At 54.0% G+C, this 17,713-nt stretch carries 12 protein-coding genes and 1 tRNA gene; 8 read left to right on the top strand and 5 right to left on the bottom strand.

Translation table 11 applies throughout. The features are described from left to right. Positions 1-1,476: a carboxypeptidase M32 gene (locus tag FAP39_RS07225; RefSeq protein ID WP_138015726.1), complete on the top strand. Its 1,476-nt coding sequence runs from the start codon at positions 1-3 to the stop codon at positions 1,474-1,476. A gap of 136 nt (positions 1,477-1,612) precedes the next feature. Here FAP39_RS07225 and gyrA read toward each other — a convergent pair whose 3' ends face one another. After that, on the bottom strand, positions 1,613-4,297 hold the full coding sequence (gene gyrA / locus FAP39_RS07220; protein WP_425471408.1) for a DNA gyrase subunit A: 2,685 nt from the start codon (positions 4,295-4,297) through the stop codon (positions 1,613-1,615). A gap of 267 nt (positions 4,298-4,564) precedes the next feature. Then, positions 4,565-5,506 carry a radical SAM protein gene (locus FAP39_RS07215; RefSeq protein WP_138015724.1) on the bottom strand — a complete coding sequence of 314 codons (942 nt, stop codon included), beginning with the start codon at positions 5,504-5,506 and terminating at the stop codon, positions 4,565-4,567. A gap of 185 nt (positions 5,507-5,691) precedes the next feature. Between FAP39_RS07215 and zwf the strand changes: the two genes are divergently transcribed. The 3 genes from zwf to pgi are packed head-to-tail and all read left to right on the top strand — an operon-like array spanning position 5,692 to position 9,425. Next, positions 5,692-7,122, top strand: a complete 1,431-nt coding sequence (gene zwf, locus FAP39_RS07210; RefSeq protein ID WP_246058991.1) for a glucose-6-phosphate dehydrogenase — start codon at positions 5,692-5,694, stop codon at positions 7,120-7,122. Continuing rightward, positions 7,119-7,790 carry a 6-phosphogluconolactonase gene (gene pgl / locus FAP39_RS17655; RefSeq protein ID WP_138015722.1) on the top strand — a complete coding sequence of 224 codons (672 nt, stop codon included), beginning with the start codon at positions 7,119-7,121 and terminating at the stop codon, positions 7,788-7,790. Before zwf ends, pgl begins: the two co-directional genes overlap by 4 nt. 3 nt (positions 7,791-7,793) lie before the next feature. Further along, positions 7,794-9,425: a glucose-6-phosphate isomerase gene (gene pgi / locus FAP39_RS07200; protein WP_138015721.1), complete on the top strand. Its 1,632-nt coding sequence runs from the start codon at positions 7,794-7,796 to the stop codon at positions 9,423-9,425. A 5-nt stretch (positions 9,426-9,430) separates the two neighbouring features. Here the strand turns inward: pgi and FAP39_RS07195 are convergent. Further along, positions 9,431-9,504 (bottom strand) — tRNA-Gly (locus FAP39_RS07195). A 113-nt stretch (positions 9,505-9,617) separates the two neighbouring features. Next, positions 9,618-11,666, bottom strand: a complete 2,049-nt coding sequence (locus FAP39_RS07190) for an ASKHA domain-containing protein (RefSeq protein WP_138015720.1) — start codon at positions 11,664-11,666, stop codon at positions 9,618-9,620. Between the two features lie 309 nt (positions 11,667-11,975). Between FAP39_RS07190 and guaB the strand changes: the two genes are divergently transcribed. From guaB to FAP39_RS07175, 4 genes are all read left to right on the top strand, one after another. After that, positions 11,976-13,424: an IMP dehydrogenase gene (guaB, locus tag FAP39_RS07185; RefSeq protein ID WP_138015719.1), complete on the top strand. Its 1,449-nt coding sequence runs from the start codon at positions 11,976-11,978 to the stop codon at positions 13,422-13,424. Then, complete coding sequence (locus FAP39_RS07180) at positions 13,424-14,584, top strand: RsmB/NOP family class I SAM-dependent RNA methyltransferase (protein ID WP_138015718.1); 1,161 nt, start codon at positions 13,424-13,426, stop codon at positions 14,582-14,584. The genes guaB and FAP39_RS07180 overlap by 1 nt, the downstream gene beginning before the upstream one ends. Positions 14,585-14,691: 107 nt before the next feature. Beyond that, positions 14,692-15,507, top strand: coding sequence for a hypothetical protein (locus FAP39_RS17965; protein WP_342777179.1), 816 nt, complete (start codon positions 14,692-14,694; stop codon positions 15,505-15,507). Then, positions 15,504-17,006: an ATP-binding protein gene (locus tag FAP39_RS07175; RefSeq protein WP_342777178.1), complete on the top strand. Its 1,503-nt coding sequence runs from the start codon at positions 15,504-15,506 to the stop codon at positions 17,004-17,006. The genes FAP39_RS17965 and FAP39_RS07175 overlap by 4 nt, the downstream gene beginning before the upstream one ends. Here the strand turns inward: FAP39_RS07175 and FAP39_RS07170 are convergent. Beyond that, positions 16,988-17,584, bottom strand: a complete 597-nt coding sequence (locus tag FAP39_RS07170; RefSeq protein ID WP_138015717.1) for a gamma-glutamyl kinase — start codon at positions 17,582-17,584, stop codon at positions 16,988-16,990. The two genes, FAP39_RS07175 and FAP39_RS07170, sit on opposite strands and share 19 nt — an antisense overlap. Positions 17,585-17,713 lie beyond the last annotated feature (129 nt).

Raw genomic sequence — 17,713 nt, 5'->3', positions numbered from 1 at the left:
ATGACAGCCTATAAAGAGCTTATGGCGTTTCAGCATACCACTGAGGCGTTGGGGCAGGTGGCTGGCCGTTTGGGCTGGGATCAGGAAACCATGATGCCACGCGGGGCCGCGAGCCAGCGCGCCGAAGAAATGGCCGCGATGGAAACGGTTTTACACGCGCGCCGCACCGATCCAAAGATCGCAGACTGGCTGGATCAAATCAAAGATACGACCTTGGACGAGGTCGGGCAGGCGCAGATGCGTCATATCCGCAAGAGTTATGCGCGCAGCCTCAAGGTTCCGTCAGATTTGGCCGCACAAATTGCCAAAGTGACAAGCCGTTCGCAAGGGCTTTGGGCACAAGCGCGAGAAGACGAAGACGTCGAGTCTTTTTTGCCTGTGTTGCAAGAGGTCGTGGATCTAAAACGTCAAGAAGGTCAGGCGCTTGCGCAAGGGGCCGATGTCTATGACGCCATGATTGACGACTATGAACCGGAAATGACCGCAGGCGAATTACAGGACATGTTCCAAGCCATGAGACCCCGGCTTGTGGCATTGCGTGCTGCCGTTCTTGAGGCAACAGCGCCGGCGGCGCTGACGGGTCAGTTTCCTGCCGACAAGCAGATGAAACTAACGCGACAGTTGGCCCGCACATTTGGGTATGACATGGCCAGTGGACGTGTGGACAAGGCGGTTCATCCATTTAGCTCTGGGTCGGGCCAAGATGTACGGATCACCACGCGCACCAGTGATTTCGATCCGTTCAACTGTTTTTATTCGACCATCCACGAGGTGGGCCACGGGTGTTATGAGCAAAATATCAACCCAGAGTATTTGCTGACACCTCTTGGCCAAGGCGTTTCCATGGGGGTTCACGAAAGCCAAAGCCGGATTTATGAAAACCAGCTTGGCCGTTCCAAGGCGTTCACCGGATGGCTTTTTGACCAAATGAACGACATGTTTGGCGACTTTGGATCGGAAAGCGCGGACGCGTTTTATGGCACCGTGAATCGTATGCAAAACGGATATATCCGGACCGAAGCCGACGAAGTGCAATACAATCTGCACATTATGCTGCGCTTTGATCTGGAACGCGCCCTGATGTCGGGGGATCTCGCGGTTGGGGATTTGGAAGCCGCGTGGAATGACCGGTTTCTGGCAGATTTCGGATATGCCGTCGACAAGCCGTCGAATGGCGTTTTGCAAGACGTGCATTGGTCTGTTGGTCTGTTTGGATATTTCCCGACGTATGCGTTGGGGAATGTCTATGCGGGTTGTCTGCATCAGACACTGCGCGAAGATATCCCAAACCTTGATGATGATTTGGGCAAAGGAGACACATCGTCTGCCACAACATGGCTCAAGGAAAATCTGCAACAATACGGAGGCTTGCGAGCCCCGCAGGCGACGATTGCCCATGCCAGCCGCATGCAGCCGTCGCCTGACCCGTTGTTGGACTATCTGGAGCAGAAGTTCGGCGCGCTTTACGATTTGTAAGCCATCGATTTTTGCATGATTTGGCGCCTTCCATGTCTGTGGTGGGCGCCATATTTTTTCATCACCCAGCCATAAAAAACGCCGCCTCAATATGGGCGGCGTTTTCAATTATTTGGCTGTAAGGCGGATGGCGATCTTATTCTTCGCCGTCTTCCTCATCGGACTGTTCTGCAATCCACGCCACCGACACAACCTCTTCGTTTTTGCCGGTGTTGAACACTTTCACGCCACCCGCACTGCGCGAGCGGAAGGAAATGCCATCCACAGGTACCCGGATGGATTGTCCTTTGGAGGTGGCCAACATGATTTGGTCATCCATCTCGACGGGGAATGACGCCACAAGCGGTCCGCCACGCATCGCCTTGTCCATTGCGGCGACACCCATGCCACCGCGACCACGCACAGGGTAATCATGGCTCGAACTTAGCTTGCCAGCACCGCCCGATGTAATTGTCAGGATCAGGTTTTCGGCGGCGGACATTTCGGCATACCGCTCTTGGCTGATTGTTGCGTTGGCATCGGCGTCTTCGTCTGCCACGACATCGTCGTCGGTGGCACCAGCAACTGCGCGGCGCATTTTAAGATATGCGGCACGTTCATCGGACGAGGCATCAAAGTGCCGGATCACAGACATAGACACCACGTGATCGTCACCGGACAGCTTCACACCGCGAACACCAACCGAAGAGCGGCTGTTAAAGACCCGCACCTCGGTCGTTGGGAAGCGGATCGCACGACCGGAATTGGTCACAAGCATGACGTCTTCGTCCTCCGAACAAATCCGTGCATTGATCAATGTGGTGTTGGCGTGCTCGTCTTCGAACTTCATGGCGATCTTGCCGTTGGATTTCACATTTGTGAAGTCTGACAGACGGTTACGTCGCACAGTTCCTGCGGATGTTGCAAAGACAACCTGAAGATCATTCCACTCTTTTTCGTCCCGATCCACAGGCATGATGGCCGCAATCGACACACCCGTCGGAATAGGCAGGATATTAACAATGGCCTTGCCTTTGGCTGTGCGCCCCCCAAGTGGCAAACGCCATGTCTTGAGTTTGTAGACCATGCCTTCGGTCGTAAAGAACAACAGTTGCGTGTGGGTATTGGCCACAAACAAAGTGGTCACGACGTCTTCTTCTTTGGTCTGCATGCCGCTGATGCCTTTGCCGCCACGCTTTTGCGCGCGGAAATCGGCAAGCGGCGTGCGCTTGATATATCCACCGGATGTCACGGTCACGACCATGTCTTCACGTTCGATCAGGTCTTCGTCGTCCATATCACCGGACCAGTCGACGATTTCGGTGCGCCGTGGCACAGCAAATTTTTCGCGGACTTCGTTCAATTCGTCGGTGATGATCCCCATAATGCGATCACGTGATCCCAAAATTTCGAGGTATTCCTTGATCTTACCTGCCAGTTCTTCAAGTTCGTCGGTGACCTCTTTGACACCGATTTGTGTCAGACGCTGAAGGCGCAGTTCGAGAATTGCACGGGCCTGAGTTTCGGACAGGTTATAGGTGCCATCGTCGTTTGCCGTATGGGTCGGATCATCGATCAAGGCGATGTATTGCAAGATTGGCTGGGCAGGCCAGCGCCGTGTCATCAGCTTTTGGCGGGCTTCTGCCGCGTCTTGCGATTGACGGATTGTTGTGACGATTTCATCAATGTTTGTCACAGCCACCGCAAGGCCGCACAAGATATGGCTGCGTTCCCGCGCCTTGCGCAGTTCATACGCCGTACGACGTGCCACCACGTCTTCGCGGAAATCGATGAACGAGGTCAGGAACCGGCGCAGAGTCAATTGCTCCGGACGCCCACCGTTCAGCGCAAGCATATTACACCCGAAATAGGTCTGCATCGGGGTGAAGCGGAACAATTGGTTCAGCACGACTTCTGCGGTCGCATCTCGCTTGAGTTCAACAACAACACGGACACCATTCCGATCAGATTCATCCTGAACGTGGGCGACGCCTTCGACCTTTTTGTCGCGCACCTGTTCGGCGATTTTCTCGATCATCGATGCTTTGTTCACCTGATAGGGGATTTCATCAATGACGATCGCATAGCGATCCTTGCGGATTTCTTCGACGCGCGTTTTCGAACGAATAATGACGCTGCCGCGTCCTTCAAGATAGGCTTTGCGTGCGCCAGTCCGGCCCAGCATTATGCCACCCGTCGGGAAATCGGGGCCAGGCACATAGTCGATCAATTGCTCGCTGGTCAAATCGGGATCTTCGATCAAGGCAAGCGTGGCATCCACAACTTCGCCAAGGTTATGTGGCGGGATATTTGTCGCCATACCGACCGCGATACCGCCAGCCCCATTGACCAGCATGTTCGGAAACCGTGCCGGCAGAACGGTGGGTTCGCGATCTTTGCCGTCATAGTTATCTTGGAAATCAACAGTGTCTTTTTCGATGTCGGCCAGAACAAAAGCCGCAGGTTTGTCCATCCGTACTTCGGTATAGCGCATCGCGGCGGGGTTATCGCCATCCATGGAGCCAAAGTTGCCCTGACCATCCAACAAAGGCAGCGACATGGAGAAATCTTGGGCCATACGCACCAACGCATCATAGATCGCGCTGTCGCCATGTGGGTGATATTTACCCATCACATCGCCGACCGGACGGGCAGACTTTCGATAAGATTTATCGTGGGTATTTCCAGTCTCGTGCATGGCGTAAAGAATACGTCTGTGCACCGGTTTCAGGCCATCTCGCAGGTCGGGAATCGCACGGCTGACGATCACGCTCATGGCATAATCAAGGTATGAGGTGCGCATCTCGTCTTCGATGGACACAGAGGGCCCGTCATGAACCATACGTTCAGGGACGTTTTGTTCTTCGTTTTCAGGCGTTTCTGGGGTGTCGCTCACGTGTTGGCTCGCTTCTGTCTGGCGGTCTATATCTTATTGAAGCTTTTATAACAGAGGCGGTCCATAAGGCGCAATGGTCATTGAAAAATGAGGCCAATTCCAAGGGGATTCAATTCAGAAATTACCAACGATTTTATGCGACCCGAGATGACATATCCGGCGACATATGCGCCGAATGCTTTTTGGGGGTCACAATTCAAAACACGCCGCCTGCTATGCTGAACAGCTTGCACCGCCGAGGACGCAGAACTTGGCGCAATGTGGATGGTTCAGGTGCACGTCGCGCTCGGCCTGTTCCAATGTTGTGCCCAGATCGAATTCCGGACTGTAGGGCAAGAGGGTACAGGCAATCACCGAAGGTGACGCCGCGCCTTTGTGTTTGACCACCATGCGCGAGCTGGCACACATCACGTCATCGGGTGACTTGTTCAAAATGCCCCAGCAGGCAGTGGTGATTTCCGGCACATCCACGGTTTCGTCCATTTCGGGGAACAGCACCGTTGCGGCGGGGTTGTCTGCATCAATGGCGAACCCATGAGCAGCATACAGTTTGGCATATCCTTGGCGCGCTTGGGGGTCTGTTTCCCCCCACACAGTCCGTCCGGCAACGGTCATGTGGATATTGTGATCACGCAGCCAGTTCATTCCATCCAGCGTGCGTTGAAAGCTGCCAGCGCCGCGTTCTTTATCATGAAGACCTTTGTCCCAATGATCGACTGAAATGCGTAACGTCAGTTTGTCGCCATAGGTGGCGTGAAGATCCAGCAACCCGGCTTGCACGCGTTTTCGCATCATGGGCTGCATCGCGTTGGTCAAGATGAGCACGTCATATCCGCGTTCAAGTGCGCACCTTGTCATGTCGATCATGTGTGGATTCATGAACGGCTCACCACCTGTGAACCCGATTTCCTGCGCGCCCCAATTTCGATCCTCAAGTTGATCCAGATAGGTCGTGACGTCCTCAGCGGTCAAATATACAAGCGCATCATTGGTGGGCGAACTTAGAATATAGCAGTTTTCGCATTCAATATTGCATAAGGTGCCGGTGTTGAACCAAAGGGTTTGGACATTTCGCAGCGCCACATGCGCCCGAGGTTCACCTGTTGCGGTGATCTGCGGATCGACAAATTTTTCTGTGCTAAGCTGGTCTTTCACGGGCGCATTCCTTGTTTGTCTATTGCTATCTTACCGCGCTGACACAGAAAACCCGTATTGTGGCATCTGACACAGTTGTGAAGCGCGCTGAGGGTGGTAAGACTAGGGAAACGTACAGCGGCCCTGATATTAGGGGTGTGGTAACAACATGGAGGCGGGAAACATTCGGGTCCCGCATTGGTTTGGTGGGCATATTTGATCTTGTGGTCTTTGGCGGAACTGGGGATCTGGCGCGGCGCAAAATTTTGCCTGCGCTGTTCAAACGGTTTTGTGCAGGGCAAATGCCAAAACCGTCGCGGCTGATTGGTGCTGCGCGAACCGATATGGATACTGAGGCGTATCGCGCGTTTGTTCGGATTGCGATCAAGGAATTTGTGGATATTCCCGACGGAGACGATGCCGCGCTAGAGGCATTTTTGGCGCAACTCGAATACGTGGTGCTGGATGCGCGTGGCGACACCGGCTGGGCGACGCTGCAAGGCATGATGGCACCGGATCGGGTCCGCGCGTTTTACTTTTCAGTTGGTCCGGGGCTTTTTGAAGACCTTGCCTGCAAACTTCATCAATGGAACCTGACCGAGGATGACAGCAGAATTGTGGTCGAAAAACCCTTTGGGCGTGATCTGGAAACAGCTCAGGAGCTGAATGCGATTCTGGCGGCGCACTTTCATGAAAGCCAGATTTACCGGATCGATCACTATCTTGGAAAAGAAACTGTTCAGAACCTTATGGCGGTACGGTTTGGCAATATGCTGTTCGAACCTCTGTGGAACTCGCAGTACATTGACCATATTCAAATTACGGTGGCCGAAACCGTCGGTGTGGCCGGGCGTGATGTCTATTATGAACGTGCGGGTGCCATGCGGGACATGGTGCAAAACCATTTGATGCAGCTGTTGTGCCTGATCGCGATGGAACCCCCAGCAAAGTTCGAACCGGATGCAGTGCGCGATGAAAAACTGAAAGTCATCAGGGCATTGGATCCGGTCGAGCCACACCATATCGTTCGCGGGCAATATACGTCAGCGGACGGCGTGGCGAGTTACCGCGAAGACGTGGGGAATGATCGCTCTAAAACCGAGAGCTTTATGGCGCTCAAGTGCCACCTGAGCAATTGGAGATGGGCCGGAACACCGTTTTATCTGAGAACGGGCAAGCGCATGGAAGTGCGCAATTCAAAGATCACTGTGGTTTTCAAAGACGCCCCGCATTCCATTTTTGGTCCCGAAGCCGGGCGGCATAATAACGAACTGACAATTGTGCTTCAGCCCAACGAAGGTATCACCTTGGACGTGACGATCAAAGAACCGGGGCAGGGTGGAATGCGCCTGATGGATGTCCCGCTTGATATGAGTTTTGCAGAGGCACTGGGCGAGGGATCGCATGCCCCAGACGCGTATGAACGTTTGATTATGGATGTTATTCGCGGCAACCAAACGCTGTTCATGCGCAATGACGAAGTAGAAGCCGCTTGGGCATGGACGGACCCGCTTATTCGCGGCTGGGAGTCGCGCGGCGATGTCCCGAAACCCTATGATTCATTTACCACCGGTCCGGATGGGGCGGCGCAATTACTGCGTCGCGACGGTCGCGAGTGGAGAGGACTTTTAAGTTGAAATTTGTCGAGTATGCCGATTCAGAAATGATGGCAATTGATCTGGCCAATATTGTGGCCGCGGAACTAACAGAAGCTCTACACCAGAATGATCGTGTGTGTTTGGCCGTTGCCGGAGGCACGACACCCGGCCCGATATTTGACGCGCTCTGTGCTGCGGATCTGGATTGGACGCGTGTCGATGTCATGCCAACCGACGAGCGCTGGGTGCCCGAAGATCACGCGCGCTCGAATGCTGGGCTGATCAAGCAGCGATTGTTGGTTGATCGCGCCAGTGCCGCGCGCTTTCTGCCGCTGTTCATGCCCGCTACGCGTCCCGAAGATGTCTTGCCCGAACTGGAAAGCATGATTGCTCCTGCATTGCCAATTGATGTGGCGTTGATTGGAATGGGAGAAGATATGCATACCGCCTCGCTATTTCCCGATTCCGATGGGCTTGCTGCAGCGCTTGATCCGCATGCGCCGATTTTGGTGCCGATCCGCCGCCCAGATCTGCCCGAATCCAGAGTAACCTTGTCTGCGCGCGTGCTACGGGCTGCGACCTGCAAGCATGTCGTATTTAGAGGCGCGGCCAAAAAAGAAGCGTTAACACAATCGCGTCACCTTCCTGACATCGAAGCGCCGATACAAAGTGTATTATCTGACGCAACGATTCACTGGGCAGTTTGAGCGATGTGGGAAACACTTAAAACCCGCCACCAAGATGTGGCAACGAGATCAATAGCATCGCTGTTCTCTTCGGGCGCGCGCGCGTCTCGCTTTTCTATGTCTCACAACGGCTTGCTGTTTGACTACTCTAAAACCAATCTTGATTTTGATATTCTGAACGATTTCAAAGCACTCCTTGATGACGTTGATTTTGAAGCCAAGCGTGAGGCAATGTTTTCGGGGGCTGCGATCAACGAAACCGAAGGGCGTTCGGTTTTGCATATCGCGCCGCGCGTGGCCCAGTCAGCGGATTGGCCTGAGATAGTTGTCGACGGAGAGCATGTCCTCGCGGATACACGCGCAGGTCACGCACGGCTCGAGTCTTTTGCGCATGACGTGCGTTCCGGTGCGTGGCCGGGCGATGGTGTGACAATCACTGATGTTGTGAATATCGGAATTGGTGGATCAGATCTCGGGCCTGCAATGGCGGTCCAAGCCTTGTCTCCTTACGGCGATGGGCCGAAATGCCATTTTGTTGCCAATGCAGATGGTGCTGATTTGCATGACACATTGTTTGACCTTGATCCGCATACAACGATGGTGATCGTGGCGTCAAAAAGCTTTACGACCTTAGAAACTATGCAAAATGCGCGATCCGCACTGGCATGGATGTCACAATCAGTGCCGGATGCGCCATCGCGATTTGTGGCAATTTCATCTGCAGTGGGCCTGACCAGCGCCATTGGAATCCCAGATTCACAGGTATTCGGGTTCGGAAGCTATATTGGGGGTAGGTACTCCGTCTGGAGCCCGATCGGACTGTCGCTGATGGTGTCAATCGGCCCCGAGGCATTCTCGGAGTTCCTGAAGGGCGGGCTCGATATGGATCAGCATTTCCTGACCACGCCTGCGTTGGAGAATATGCCCGTTTTGCTGGCCTTGGTGGGCCTGTGGCATCATCAAATTTGTGGATATGGCACCCGTGCAGTGATCCCATATGAACAGCGGCTCGCGCGCTTGCCTGCGTATCTTCAACAGCTTGAAATGGAGAGCAACGGCAAGGGTGTCGACATGCAGGGCAACCCCTTGGAGCATGGCGGCGGTCCCGTTGTTTGGGGTGAACCCGGCACAAATGGGCAACACGCATTCTTTCAACTGATCCATCAGGGTCAGCAAGTTGTCCCGTGTGAGTTTCTGGTTGGAGCGAATGGCCACGAGCCTGACTTGAGGCACCATCACAAAGTGTTGGTTGGGAATTGCTTGGCGCAATCCGAAGCCCTGATGCGGGGCAAAACCTTGGAAGTTGCCTATCGCGAATTGTTGGATCAAGGAATTGAGCCCGAAGACGCGCGTCTGTTGGCCAGCCAAAAGACATTTTCGGGCAACCGCCCGTCCACGACGTTGGTGTATCCCAAACTCACACCATTTGTGCTGGGTCAGATCATTGCGTTGTATGAACATCGTGTGTTTGTCGAAGGGGTGGCGCTTGGGATCAACTCTTTTGACCAATGGGGTGTCGAATTTGGCAAAGAGCTGGCACGAGCTTTTGCGCCAGCTTTCGAAGGTGGGGCGCTTCCTGAGGATGCAAATCCGTCGACCGCACATCTTCTCGAGTATGTTTTGAAGTGTGAAGAGACGCGCGAATCCGCCGACTAGAAGGCTGGAGCGGGTAGCGGGAATCGAACCCGCACCTTAAGCTTGGGAAGCTCGCATGATACCATTTCACCATACCCGCTTCGCGCCACGCACAGGTACTTGAGCTCACGTCAGGGGTCAACAACCCGTGCAATAGTTTCGACAAGAAAAAGACGGCATCCAAACGGGTAAAGATGCCGCCATGTACGCGGGTTAGCTGCGACGGCGTCGGCGGCGACCGCCTGTGTCACCCGAGTCGTTGCTTTTTGTATTAAAGTTGTTGTCCGGCAGGTTGGTGACTTTGGCCAGTTCAAGGAACGGATCAGTGGCATGCGGGATCGCATTTGCATTGACAAAATGTTCCTGAAATTTGGGTTCGATGGCTGTTTCCACTTTGACAATTTCGCGCACGACTTTTTCAATCTCGCGACGTGCCGCAAGATTGGACAGTGCAATGCGGGCCCCTGTGCCGGCGGCGTTCCCCGCAGAGCTGACCTTGTCCAAAGGTGCATCGGGGATCATGCCCAATACCATCGCATGTTTGGTTGAAATATATGCCCCAAATGCGCCTGCAAGAACGACGCGATCCACCTTGTCGACGCCCATTTCGTCCATCAACAAGCGGGCGCCTGCATACAGGGCAGATTTGGCCAACTGGATGGCCCGAATGTCGCCTTGGGTCACACTAATACGGGGGCCACCTTGGTCAGAGGCATCATGAATAAGATAGGAGTGTGTGCGGCCCTCGGCCACAGACCGCTCGGTGCCGGTTTGCGCGCTTGAGCCAATGAGCCCCTTCGAGTCTACAAGACCGGCCATGCGCATCTCGGCGACTGCTTCGATGATCCCAGACCCGCAAATGCCGGTAATGCCTGTGGTTGCAATGGCCACGTCAAATCCGTCTTCGTCAGACCAGATATCAGAGCCGATCACGCGAAACCGAGGTTCTTTGGTGTCGGGATTGATTTCGATGCGTTCAATGGCACCTGGGGCGGCGCGCTGTCCACTTGAAATCTGCGCGCCCTCAAATGCGGGGCCGGTTGGCGACGAACAGGCCAGAACCCGATCTTTGTTGCCCAGCAAGAGTTCGGCGTTGGTGCCGACATCGACCACCAGAACAAGGTCTTCTGATGTGTTCGGCGCTTCTGAGAGGGCCACCGCAGCAGCATCAGCACCCACGTGACCCGCAATACAGGGCAAAATATAGACCTGTGCATTTTCATTCATCACACTCAGATCAAGGTCACGCGCATTCAGCGACATGGAGTCTGAGGTTGCCAGCGCAAATGGAGCCTGTCCCAGTTCAACAGGATCGATGCCGAGCAAGAGGTGATGCATCACTGGATTACATACAAACACGGTTTCGAGAATTTGAAACGGCCTGATGTCGGCTTCGGTGGCGATGGCTTCGGTCAGGCCGTTAATGGCTGTGCGCACGGCATTTGTCATTTCCTTGTCGCCGCCCGGATTCATCATGGAATACGATACGCGGCTCATAAGGTCTTCGCCAAAACGAATTTGCGGGTTCATCACACCAGATGACGCTTTGACCTCGCCATTGCGCAGATCACAGAGATGCGCGGCGATGGTGGTCGACCCCAGATCAATTGCAAGCCCGTAAATCCGGTCTTCTGTCAGGCCGGGCCAAATCTCGAGCACTTTGTGGGCGGTTGCCGTGTGCGATTTGTGCAAGGCAACGGTGACTTGCCATTTTCCTTTGCGCAACACGGGTTGCAGGCGTGTCATAATGGACAGGTCGGCGGTGATGTGCTCGATGTCCCATTGATCCTTGAGCGCACGCGCCAGACGTTCAAGATCGCCTGTGGGTTCGTGCATATCGGGTTCATCGACCTCGACAAAATACAGATGTGTGGCTGGATCCATCACAATTGTGCGGTTCGACGCCGCCTTGCGCACCACTTGTCGGTGCACTTGCGATTCTGGCGGCACATCCACAACGATGTCGCCTTGTATGGTGGCCTGACATCCCAAGCGGCGTCCGTCGATCAGGCCGCGTTTGTCTTTGTATCTCTGCTCGACGCTGTTCCACTCTGACAACGCATCTTCGGCAACGGTCACACCATGTTTCGAGAACTCGCCATAAGATGGGGTAATCTGACATTTTGAACAAATGCCACGTCCGCCACACACCGAGTCCAAATCGACGCCCAATTGGCGTGCGGCGGTCAGAATAGGAGTGCCTGCCGCAAAGTGGCCGCGTTTGCCCGAAGGCGTAAAGATCACGAGGGGGTCGTTGCTCATCAAAGTTGGTCCTGTTGTCTTGTTCGCGCACGTTCAGCATATGTGGCCATAAGTCATGTGAAAGGCAAGGAGCGGCATCAAATGGCAAAGCTGCGTCATGTGGCAGGAATTATGATGGGAATTGGGGCGTGCATATACGCGCCGCTGCACAAATTTCGATGAATCGTGTTGGTTCGGTGGGGTCGGTATGCTTCGCAAAAGCCGAGATTTTGATCCTAGGGACGGTGGTATGATGAAAATGGGGGTTTAATGAGCGAGGCGGGCATGCAATAGGGAGGCGTCAAACGACCCCACTCAAGGAGATGTGTGATGGAGATTCGTGAGGCGCTCACTTTCGACGATGTTTTATTGGTTCCAGCCGCGTCCAGCGTGCTGCCGAGTACTGCGGATACGCGGACACATGTGACCAACTCAATCGCGTTGAATATTCCCCTGATGAGTTCTGCAATGGACACCGTGACCGAGGCGCGCATGGCGATTGCCATCGCCCAAGCCGGCGGCATGGGAGTCATTCACAAGAACCTCGATTTGCAAGAACAAGCCCTTCAGGTGCGGCGGGTAAAGCGCTTTGAGTCCGGGATTGTTTATAATCCGATTACACTAACCGCAGATCAAACGCTGGCGGATGCCAAGGCGCTTCAGGAGCGGTATCGCGTCACAGGGTTTCCTGTAGTTGATGGCGATGGCCGTGTTGTCGGTATCGTGACAAACCGCGACATGCGGTTCGCCTCGGATGACAAAACACCAGTGTCAGTGATGATGACCTCTGACAATCTGGCGATGTTGCAAGAACCGGCTGAACTTGAAGAAGCCAAATCTTTGATGAAGGCGCGCCGGATCGAAAAGCTTTTGGTGACGGACGGTCAGGGCAAGCTCACGGGGTTGTTGACGCTGAAAGACACCGAACAAGCAGTTTTGAATCCAACAGCCTGTAAGGACGACCTTGGCAGACTGCGTGTCGCAGCGGCCAGCTCGGTTGGTGATTCAGGGTTTGAACGTTCCGAGGCCTTGATCGACGCCGGCGTCGACATTGTGGTTGTGGATACTGCGCATGGCCACTCCGAGGGGGTGATCGAAGCCGTCAAGCGCGTCAAAGCCTTGTCCAGCTCGGTACAGGTGATCGCTGGCAACGTTGCCACGGCTGCGGCCACACGGGCCTTGATTGATGCAGGCGCGGACGCTGTCAAAGTCGGAATTGGTCCGGGCTCAATTTGTACAACACGTATGGTTGCCGGTGTTGGCGTCCCTCAGTTGACCGCGATTATGGATTGCGCCAATGGCGCCAACGGGATTCCTGTGATTGCGGATGGGGGCATCAAGTTTTCGGGTGACTTTGCCAAGGCGATCGCAGCAGGCGCGAGCTGTGCTATGGTCGGGTCGATGATTGCTGGCACCGATGAAAGCCCCGGAGAAGTGATTTTGTATCAAGGCCGGAGCTTCAAGAGCTATCGTGGCATGGGGTCTTTGGGTGCGATGGCACGTGGCTCTGCGGATCGGTATTTCCAAAAAGATGCCGCCAGCGACAAACTTGTTCCCGAAGGGATCGAAGGTCAGGTGCCTTACAAAGGCTCCGCTGGCGCGGTCATCCACCAGCTTGTGGGTGGTCTGCGGGCTGCGATGGGCTATACCGGATGTGCGACCGTGGATGAGATGCGCAAAAACTGCAATTTCGTCAAGATTACTGGTGCGGGCCTGAAAGAAAGTCATGTGCATGACGTTCAGATCACCCGCGAAAGCCCGAACTATAGGATTGGTTAATGACACCCAGCGCGCGCATTCAGACCGCAATTGAAATTCTAGACGATATTTTGTCTGGAACCCCTGCGGAAAAAGCACTCACTGGATGGGCGCGAAAATCCCGTTTTGCGGGGTCCAAAGATCGTGCGGCTGTGCGCGATCATGTGTTTGATGCTCTGCGTCGGCGGGCGTCAGCGGCTCTTCAGGGCGGTTCAGACGATGGGCGCGGCATTATGCTTGGCGTTCTGGCGCAAGACGAGGCCGATCTTGAGCGGCTTTTCTCGGGGGATGGCTATGGCGCTGCTCCGATGACCGAGGCCGAAGTCGCGGCTGTTGCGGCAAAGGTGGCAGAGCCTGTCGATTTGCCCGACTGGATTGTGCCCATGTTGCGCACTGATCTGGGCACGGCGTTTCCTGAAAACGCAGATGCGTTGCGGCAACGGGCCCCCGTCTGCTTGCGGGTTAACCTTAAGAAAACAACGCGCGACGCTGCGCAACTGGTTTTGCAAGACGATGGTGTCACAACCGCACCGATGTCACAGGCTGACACCGCTTTGCAAGTGCTGGAAGGGCCGCGCAAGGTCGCCGTGGGTCAGGCCTATCAAACGGGATTGGTCGAGCTTCAAGATGTGTCCAGCCAAGCCGCGATCGCGGCTTTGCCTTGGTCGGATGGACAGCGTGTGTTGGATTATTGTGCGGGAGGCGGCGGCAAATTGCTGGCGATTGCCGGGCGTATGGAGGGTGCGTTTTTTGCCCATGATGCGAACCCTGACCGAATGCAGGATTTACCTGCGCGCGCTGCACGCGCGGGTGTCGACGTTGAAATCGTCGCGCCCGACAGTATCAGCCAACACGCACCGTTTGATGTGGTGTTTTGCGATGTACCCTGTTCTGGATCCGGCACGTGGCGCCGAACACCTGATGCGAAATGGCGCTTTACCGCAGAGATGTTGGATGATCTGAACGCGGTTCAGGCGCAAATTTTGCAAGAGGCCTCGGGCTTGGTGGCTCAGGGCGGAATGCTGGTTTACGCAACCTGTTCCCTCTTGGCTGCGGAAAATGGGGATCAGGTCGACAAATTTGTCCAAGAAAACCCCGAGTGGTCGGTGGTGCATAGGCAGCAGAAAACACTGGCTGATGGATCAGACGGATTTTTCTTTGCACAATTTACCCGAGTTTAGTTGAGTGCTATTACCCTTATAGGTTGTCTTTTGCGGTTAAACAGAAATTAATGGTTGGTGTGTGACAAAGGACTGTTCTTTGGGTTGCACAAAAGGCCGAAAATTTCATGATCGCAGCAACATTTTCACCGAGAGATGAAGGCTCTGTCGAAACAGGTCTGCGTCGCCGTACGCTGATCTTGTCTCTTGCGGCAGTGTGCTTTGGGGGCATGGCGGTTCTTTCGCCAGCGGGATTGGCGAAGCTGTTCTTTGCAATCTGTGGAAGTGTTATCGGATTGGGATTGCTTGTGGTTGTGGCGGATGCGACTTGGCATCGACGCAAGTCACGCTCTGAGCAAGATACTCTGAAAAGCTATTTAGACGCGTCCGGATTTCCAGAAGTGGCGACTGATGGGCATGGTCGTGTTCTTGCCCAAAATGCGGCCGCACGCGCGATTTCCGGGGATGGTGTTGAGAAGCTGATCCGAAGGTTCGAGGCAGAGCACGAGGACAAAATTGCGTCATTGCTCGCTTGTGCATTTACTGATGGATTTGTCCAAGAAAGCTTCCCTGCACGCACTGGCGGCGTGCGCTTGACAGTCCGTCGTATGCGCGAGTCTGTCTATGTGTGGCAGCAAGAACCCAGTCTGGCGCCATCGGCAGGAGGGGCACAAGGTGGAATGCCACGGTTGCCGATGCTGACTGTGGGGCGCACGAATACAGTGCTGTTTATGAATGCCGCCGCCAGAGATCTGCTGGGCGAGCGTAAAACCTCGCTTGATGATATTTTTGGTGACCAGGGCTTCAAGCTTGGACAAACAAACACGATTGAAACGGCAGTTGGACAGCAGCAATGTATGGTCGCGCAGGTAGATGTGGCCGGCGGACGTCGCGAGATCTATTTTCTGCCAACGATTCAGCCAACCGTACACAAGGCGGCGTGATCCAGTTTGAAGGGTTGCCAGTCGCGCTTTTGAAAGTGTCTCCGACGGGGCGGGTGCTGATGGCCAATCAAGCCGCACGAAAGTTGGTAAAACTGGAGGTGACAGCCAACACCGAGATGACACATCTGATGGAAGGCTTGGGGCGTTCTATCGAAGACTGGTTGTCCGAGGCATCTGCGGGCAGATGCGCAAAACATTCTGAGTTCCTTCTGTTAAAAAGAGAAGATCGCGAAGTTTTTGTGCAAGTGAGCTTGAATCGGGTCATTGAGGGCGATGAGGTGTCTTTGATCGCTGTCTTGAGCGATGCCACAGAGCTGAAAACGCTTGAGGCACAATTTGTTCAAAGTCAGAAGATGCAAGCTATCGGTCAATTGGCGGGTGGAATCGCGCATGATTTTAACAATCTATTGACTGCAATTTCAGGACATTGCGATCTGTTGTTGTTGCGCCATGATCAAGGTGATCCCGATTTTGGAGATTTGGTGCAAATCAACCAGAACGCCAATCGCGCCGCTGCTCTTGTCGGGCAGTTACTGGCCTTCTCTCGCAAACAAAACCTGCGCCCAGAAGTCCTGGATTTGCGCAATACGCTGGCCGATTTGACCCATCTGTTGAATCGACTTGTCGGCGAAAAGGTGAGGCTCTCGCTGAATCATGATCCTATTTTGCGCTCAGTTCGCGCGGACAAGCGCCAGCTTGAGCAGGTGATTATGAACTTGGTGGTCAATGCGCGCGATGCGATGCCGGACGGAGGCGAAATTTCCATCCATACAGAGAGTCTCCATCTTAAGCAGAATTTGACACGTGACCGCGTGATTGTCCCAATTGGACACTATGTGTGTGTGCGCGTTCTGGATCAAGGGACAGGTATTCCTGCCGATAAACTGCAAAAAGTGTTCGAGCCGTTTTATACGACAAAACGCCTGGGAGAAGGCACAGGCCTAGGGTTATCGACAGCCTATGGAATCGTGAAGCAGACTGGGGGCTATATCTTTGTCGATAGTAAAATCGGGCAGGGCACCTGTTTTACACTTATGTTCCCCGTGCACGAACAAGATGAACGCCCGGTGGCAGTTGATGTCGTAGAGAAACCTCTCGCAATCGCCGATTCCGTGTCTGGTATCGTTCTTTTGGTCGAGGACGAAGCGCCCGTAAGATCATTTGCATCGCGTGCTTTACGGTTGCGTGGATTTACCGTGCACGAAGCAAGCACAGGCGAAGAAGCACTTGATTTGTTGGAGGACGAAAGCTTGGCCATTGACTTGTTTGTCACTGATGTTGTGATGCCTGGCATGGATGGCCCCACATGGGTAAACAAAGCGCGTATAAAGCGGCCAGATGTACGGGTCGTATTTGTTTCGGGGTACGCTGAAGACAGTTTTTCTGATCGACAGGCCCGTATCCCGAACTCTGTCTTCCTGCCCAAGCCATTTTCATTGGTCGATTTGACCGAAACGGTAAGAACGCAACTTACTTTGGATCACGAAATGGTGTCGTAAAGCTCAAACTCTGCGGCACATTTTCGGCGGAGCTTTGCCTCGATATCTGGTGAAAGAGACAGTGCCACAGTTGGTGACACGTTCTTGCGCTCGAGTTCAAAGTCGACACCCAGTCTTGACTTGAGAAACTGCAAAAGTGGTGGTTGGTCTTCATATCGAAAGAGATGCGTAATCTGCGTGCCATTCGGGCGTGGTTCAAGAAACTTGGCTTGGCTTCCGACATTGGCATAGGCCGGACGATCGCCGCGGGTATAGGCATCGACAAATTCGTCAAACGTGATGCCCTTTGTTGAAGTTGGTCGTCCCTTGATGAAATCGCGTTGGCGATAGCGATACCAACTGCCCAGCCAGCTTATGGGTTCACGCATGACCGCCAGTGTTTCCATGTTGTCTTCTTTGCACGCGCGTTCGAACATCGGGCGAAAAAAACGATTATACCTATATAGCGGGGCGTGCTTAAGCTCTGGCGGATCGGAAATAACAATGCCCGCATGCGGTGCCAACGCTGTTTCGATTGCGGTCGTTCCTGTTTTGGGAACCGAGAGGAAGACAAGTCTTTGTTTCCAGAAAACAAGCATTTAGAGGCCTCAGGTGACTTTAGTCATACGTGTCAAATCTTTGTAAACTACTCTTTAACGCTTTTGGGAAAAACTTGTTACGAGAAATTTATGTTGAAATGTTCTTGTTTTGATCTCATAAGGGGTGAG

The sequence above is a fragment of the Shimia litoralis genome (assembly GCF_005518135.1).
Taxonomy (GTDB): Bacteria; Pseudomonadota; Alphaproteobacteria; order Rhodobacterales; family Rhodobacteraceae; genus Shimia_E; species Shimia_E litoralis.
The sequence above is the reverse complement of the archived record's forward strand: the minus strand, read 5'-3'. Positions and strand labels throughout refer to the sequence as shown.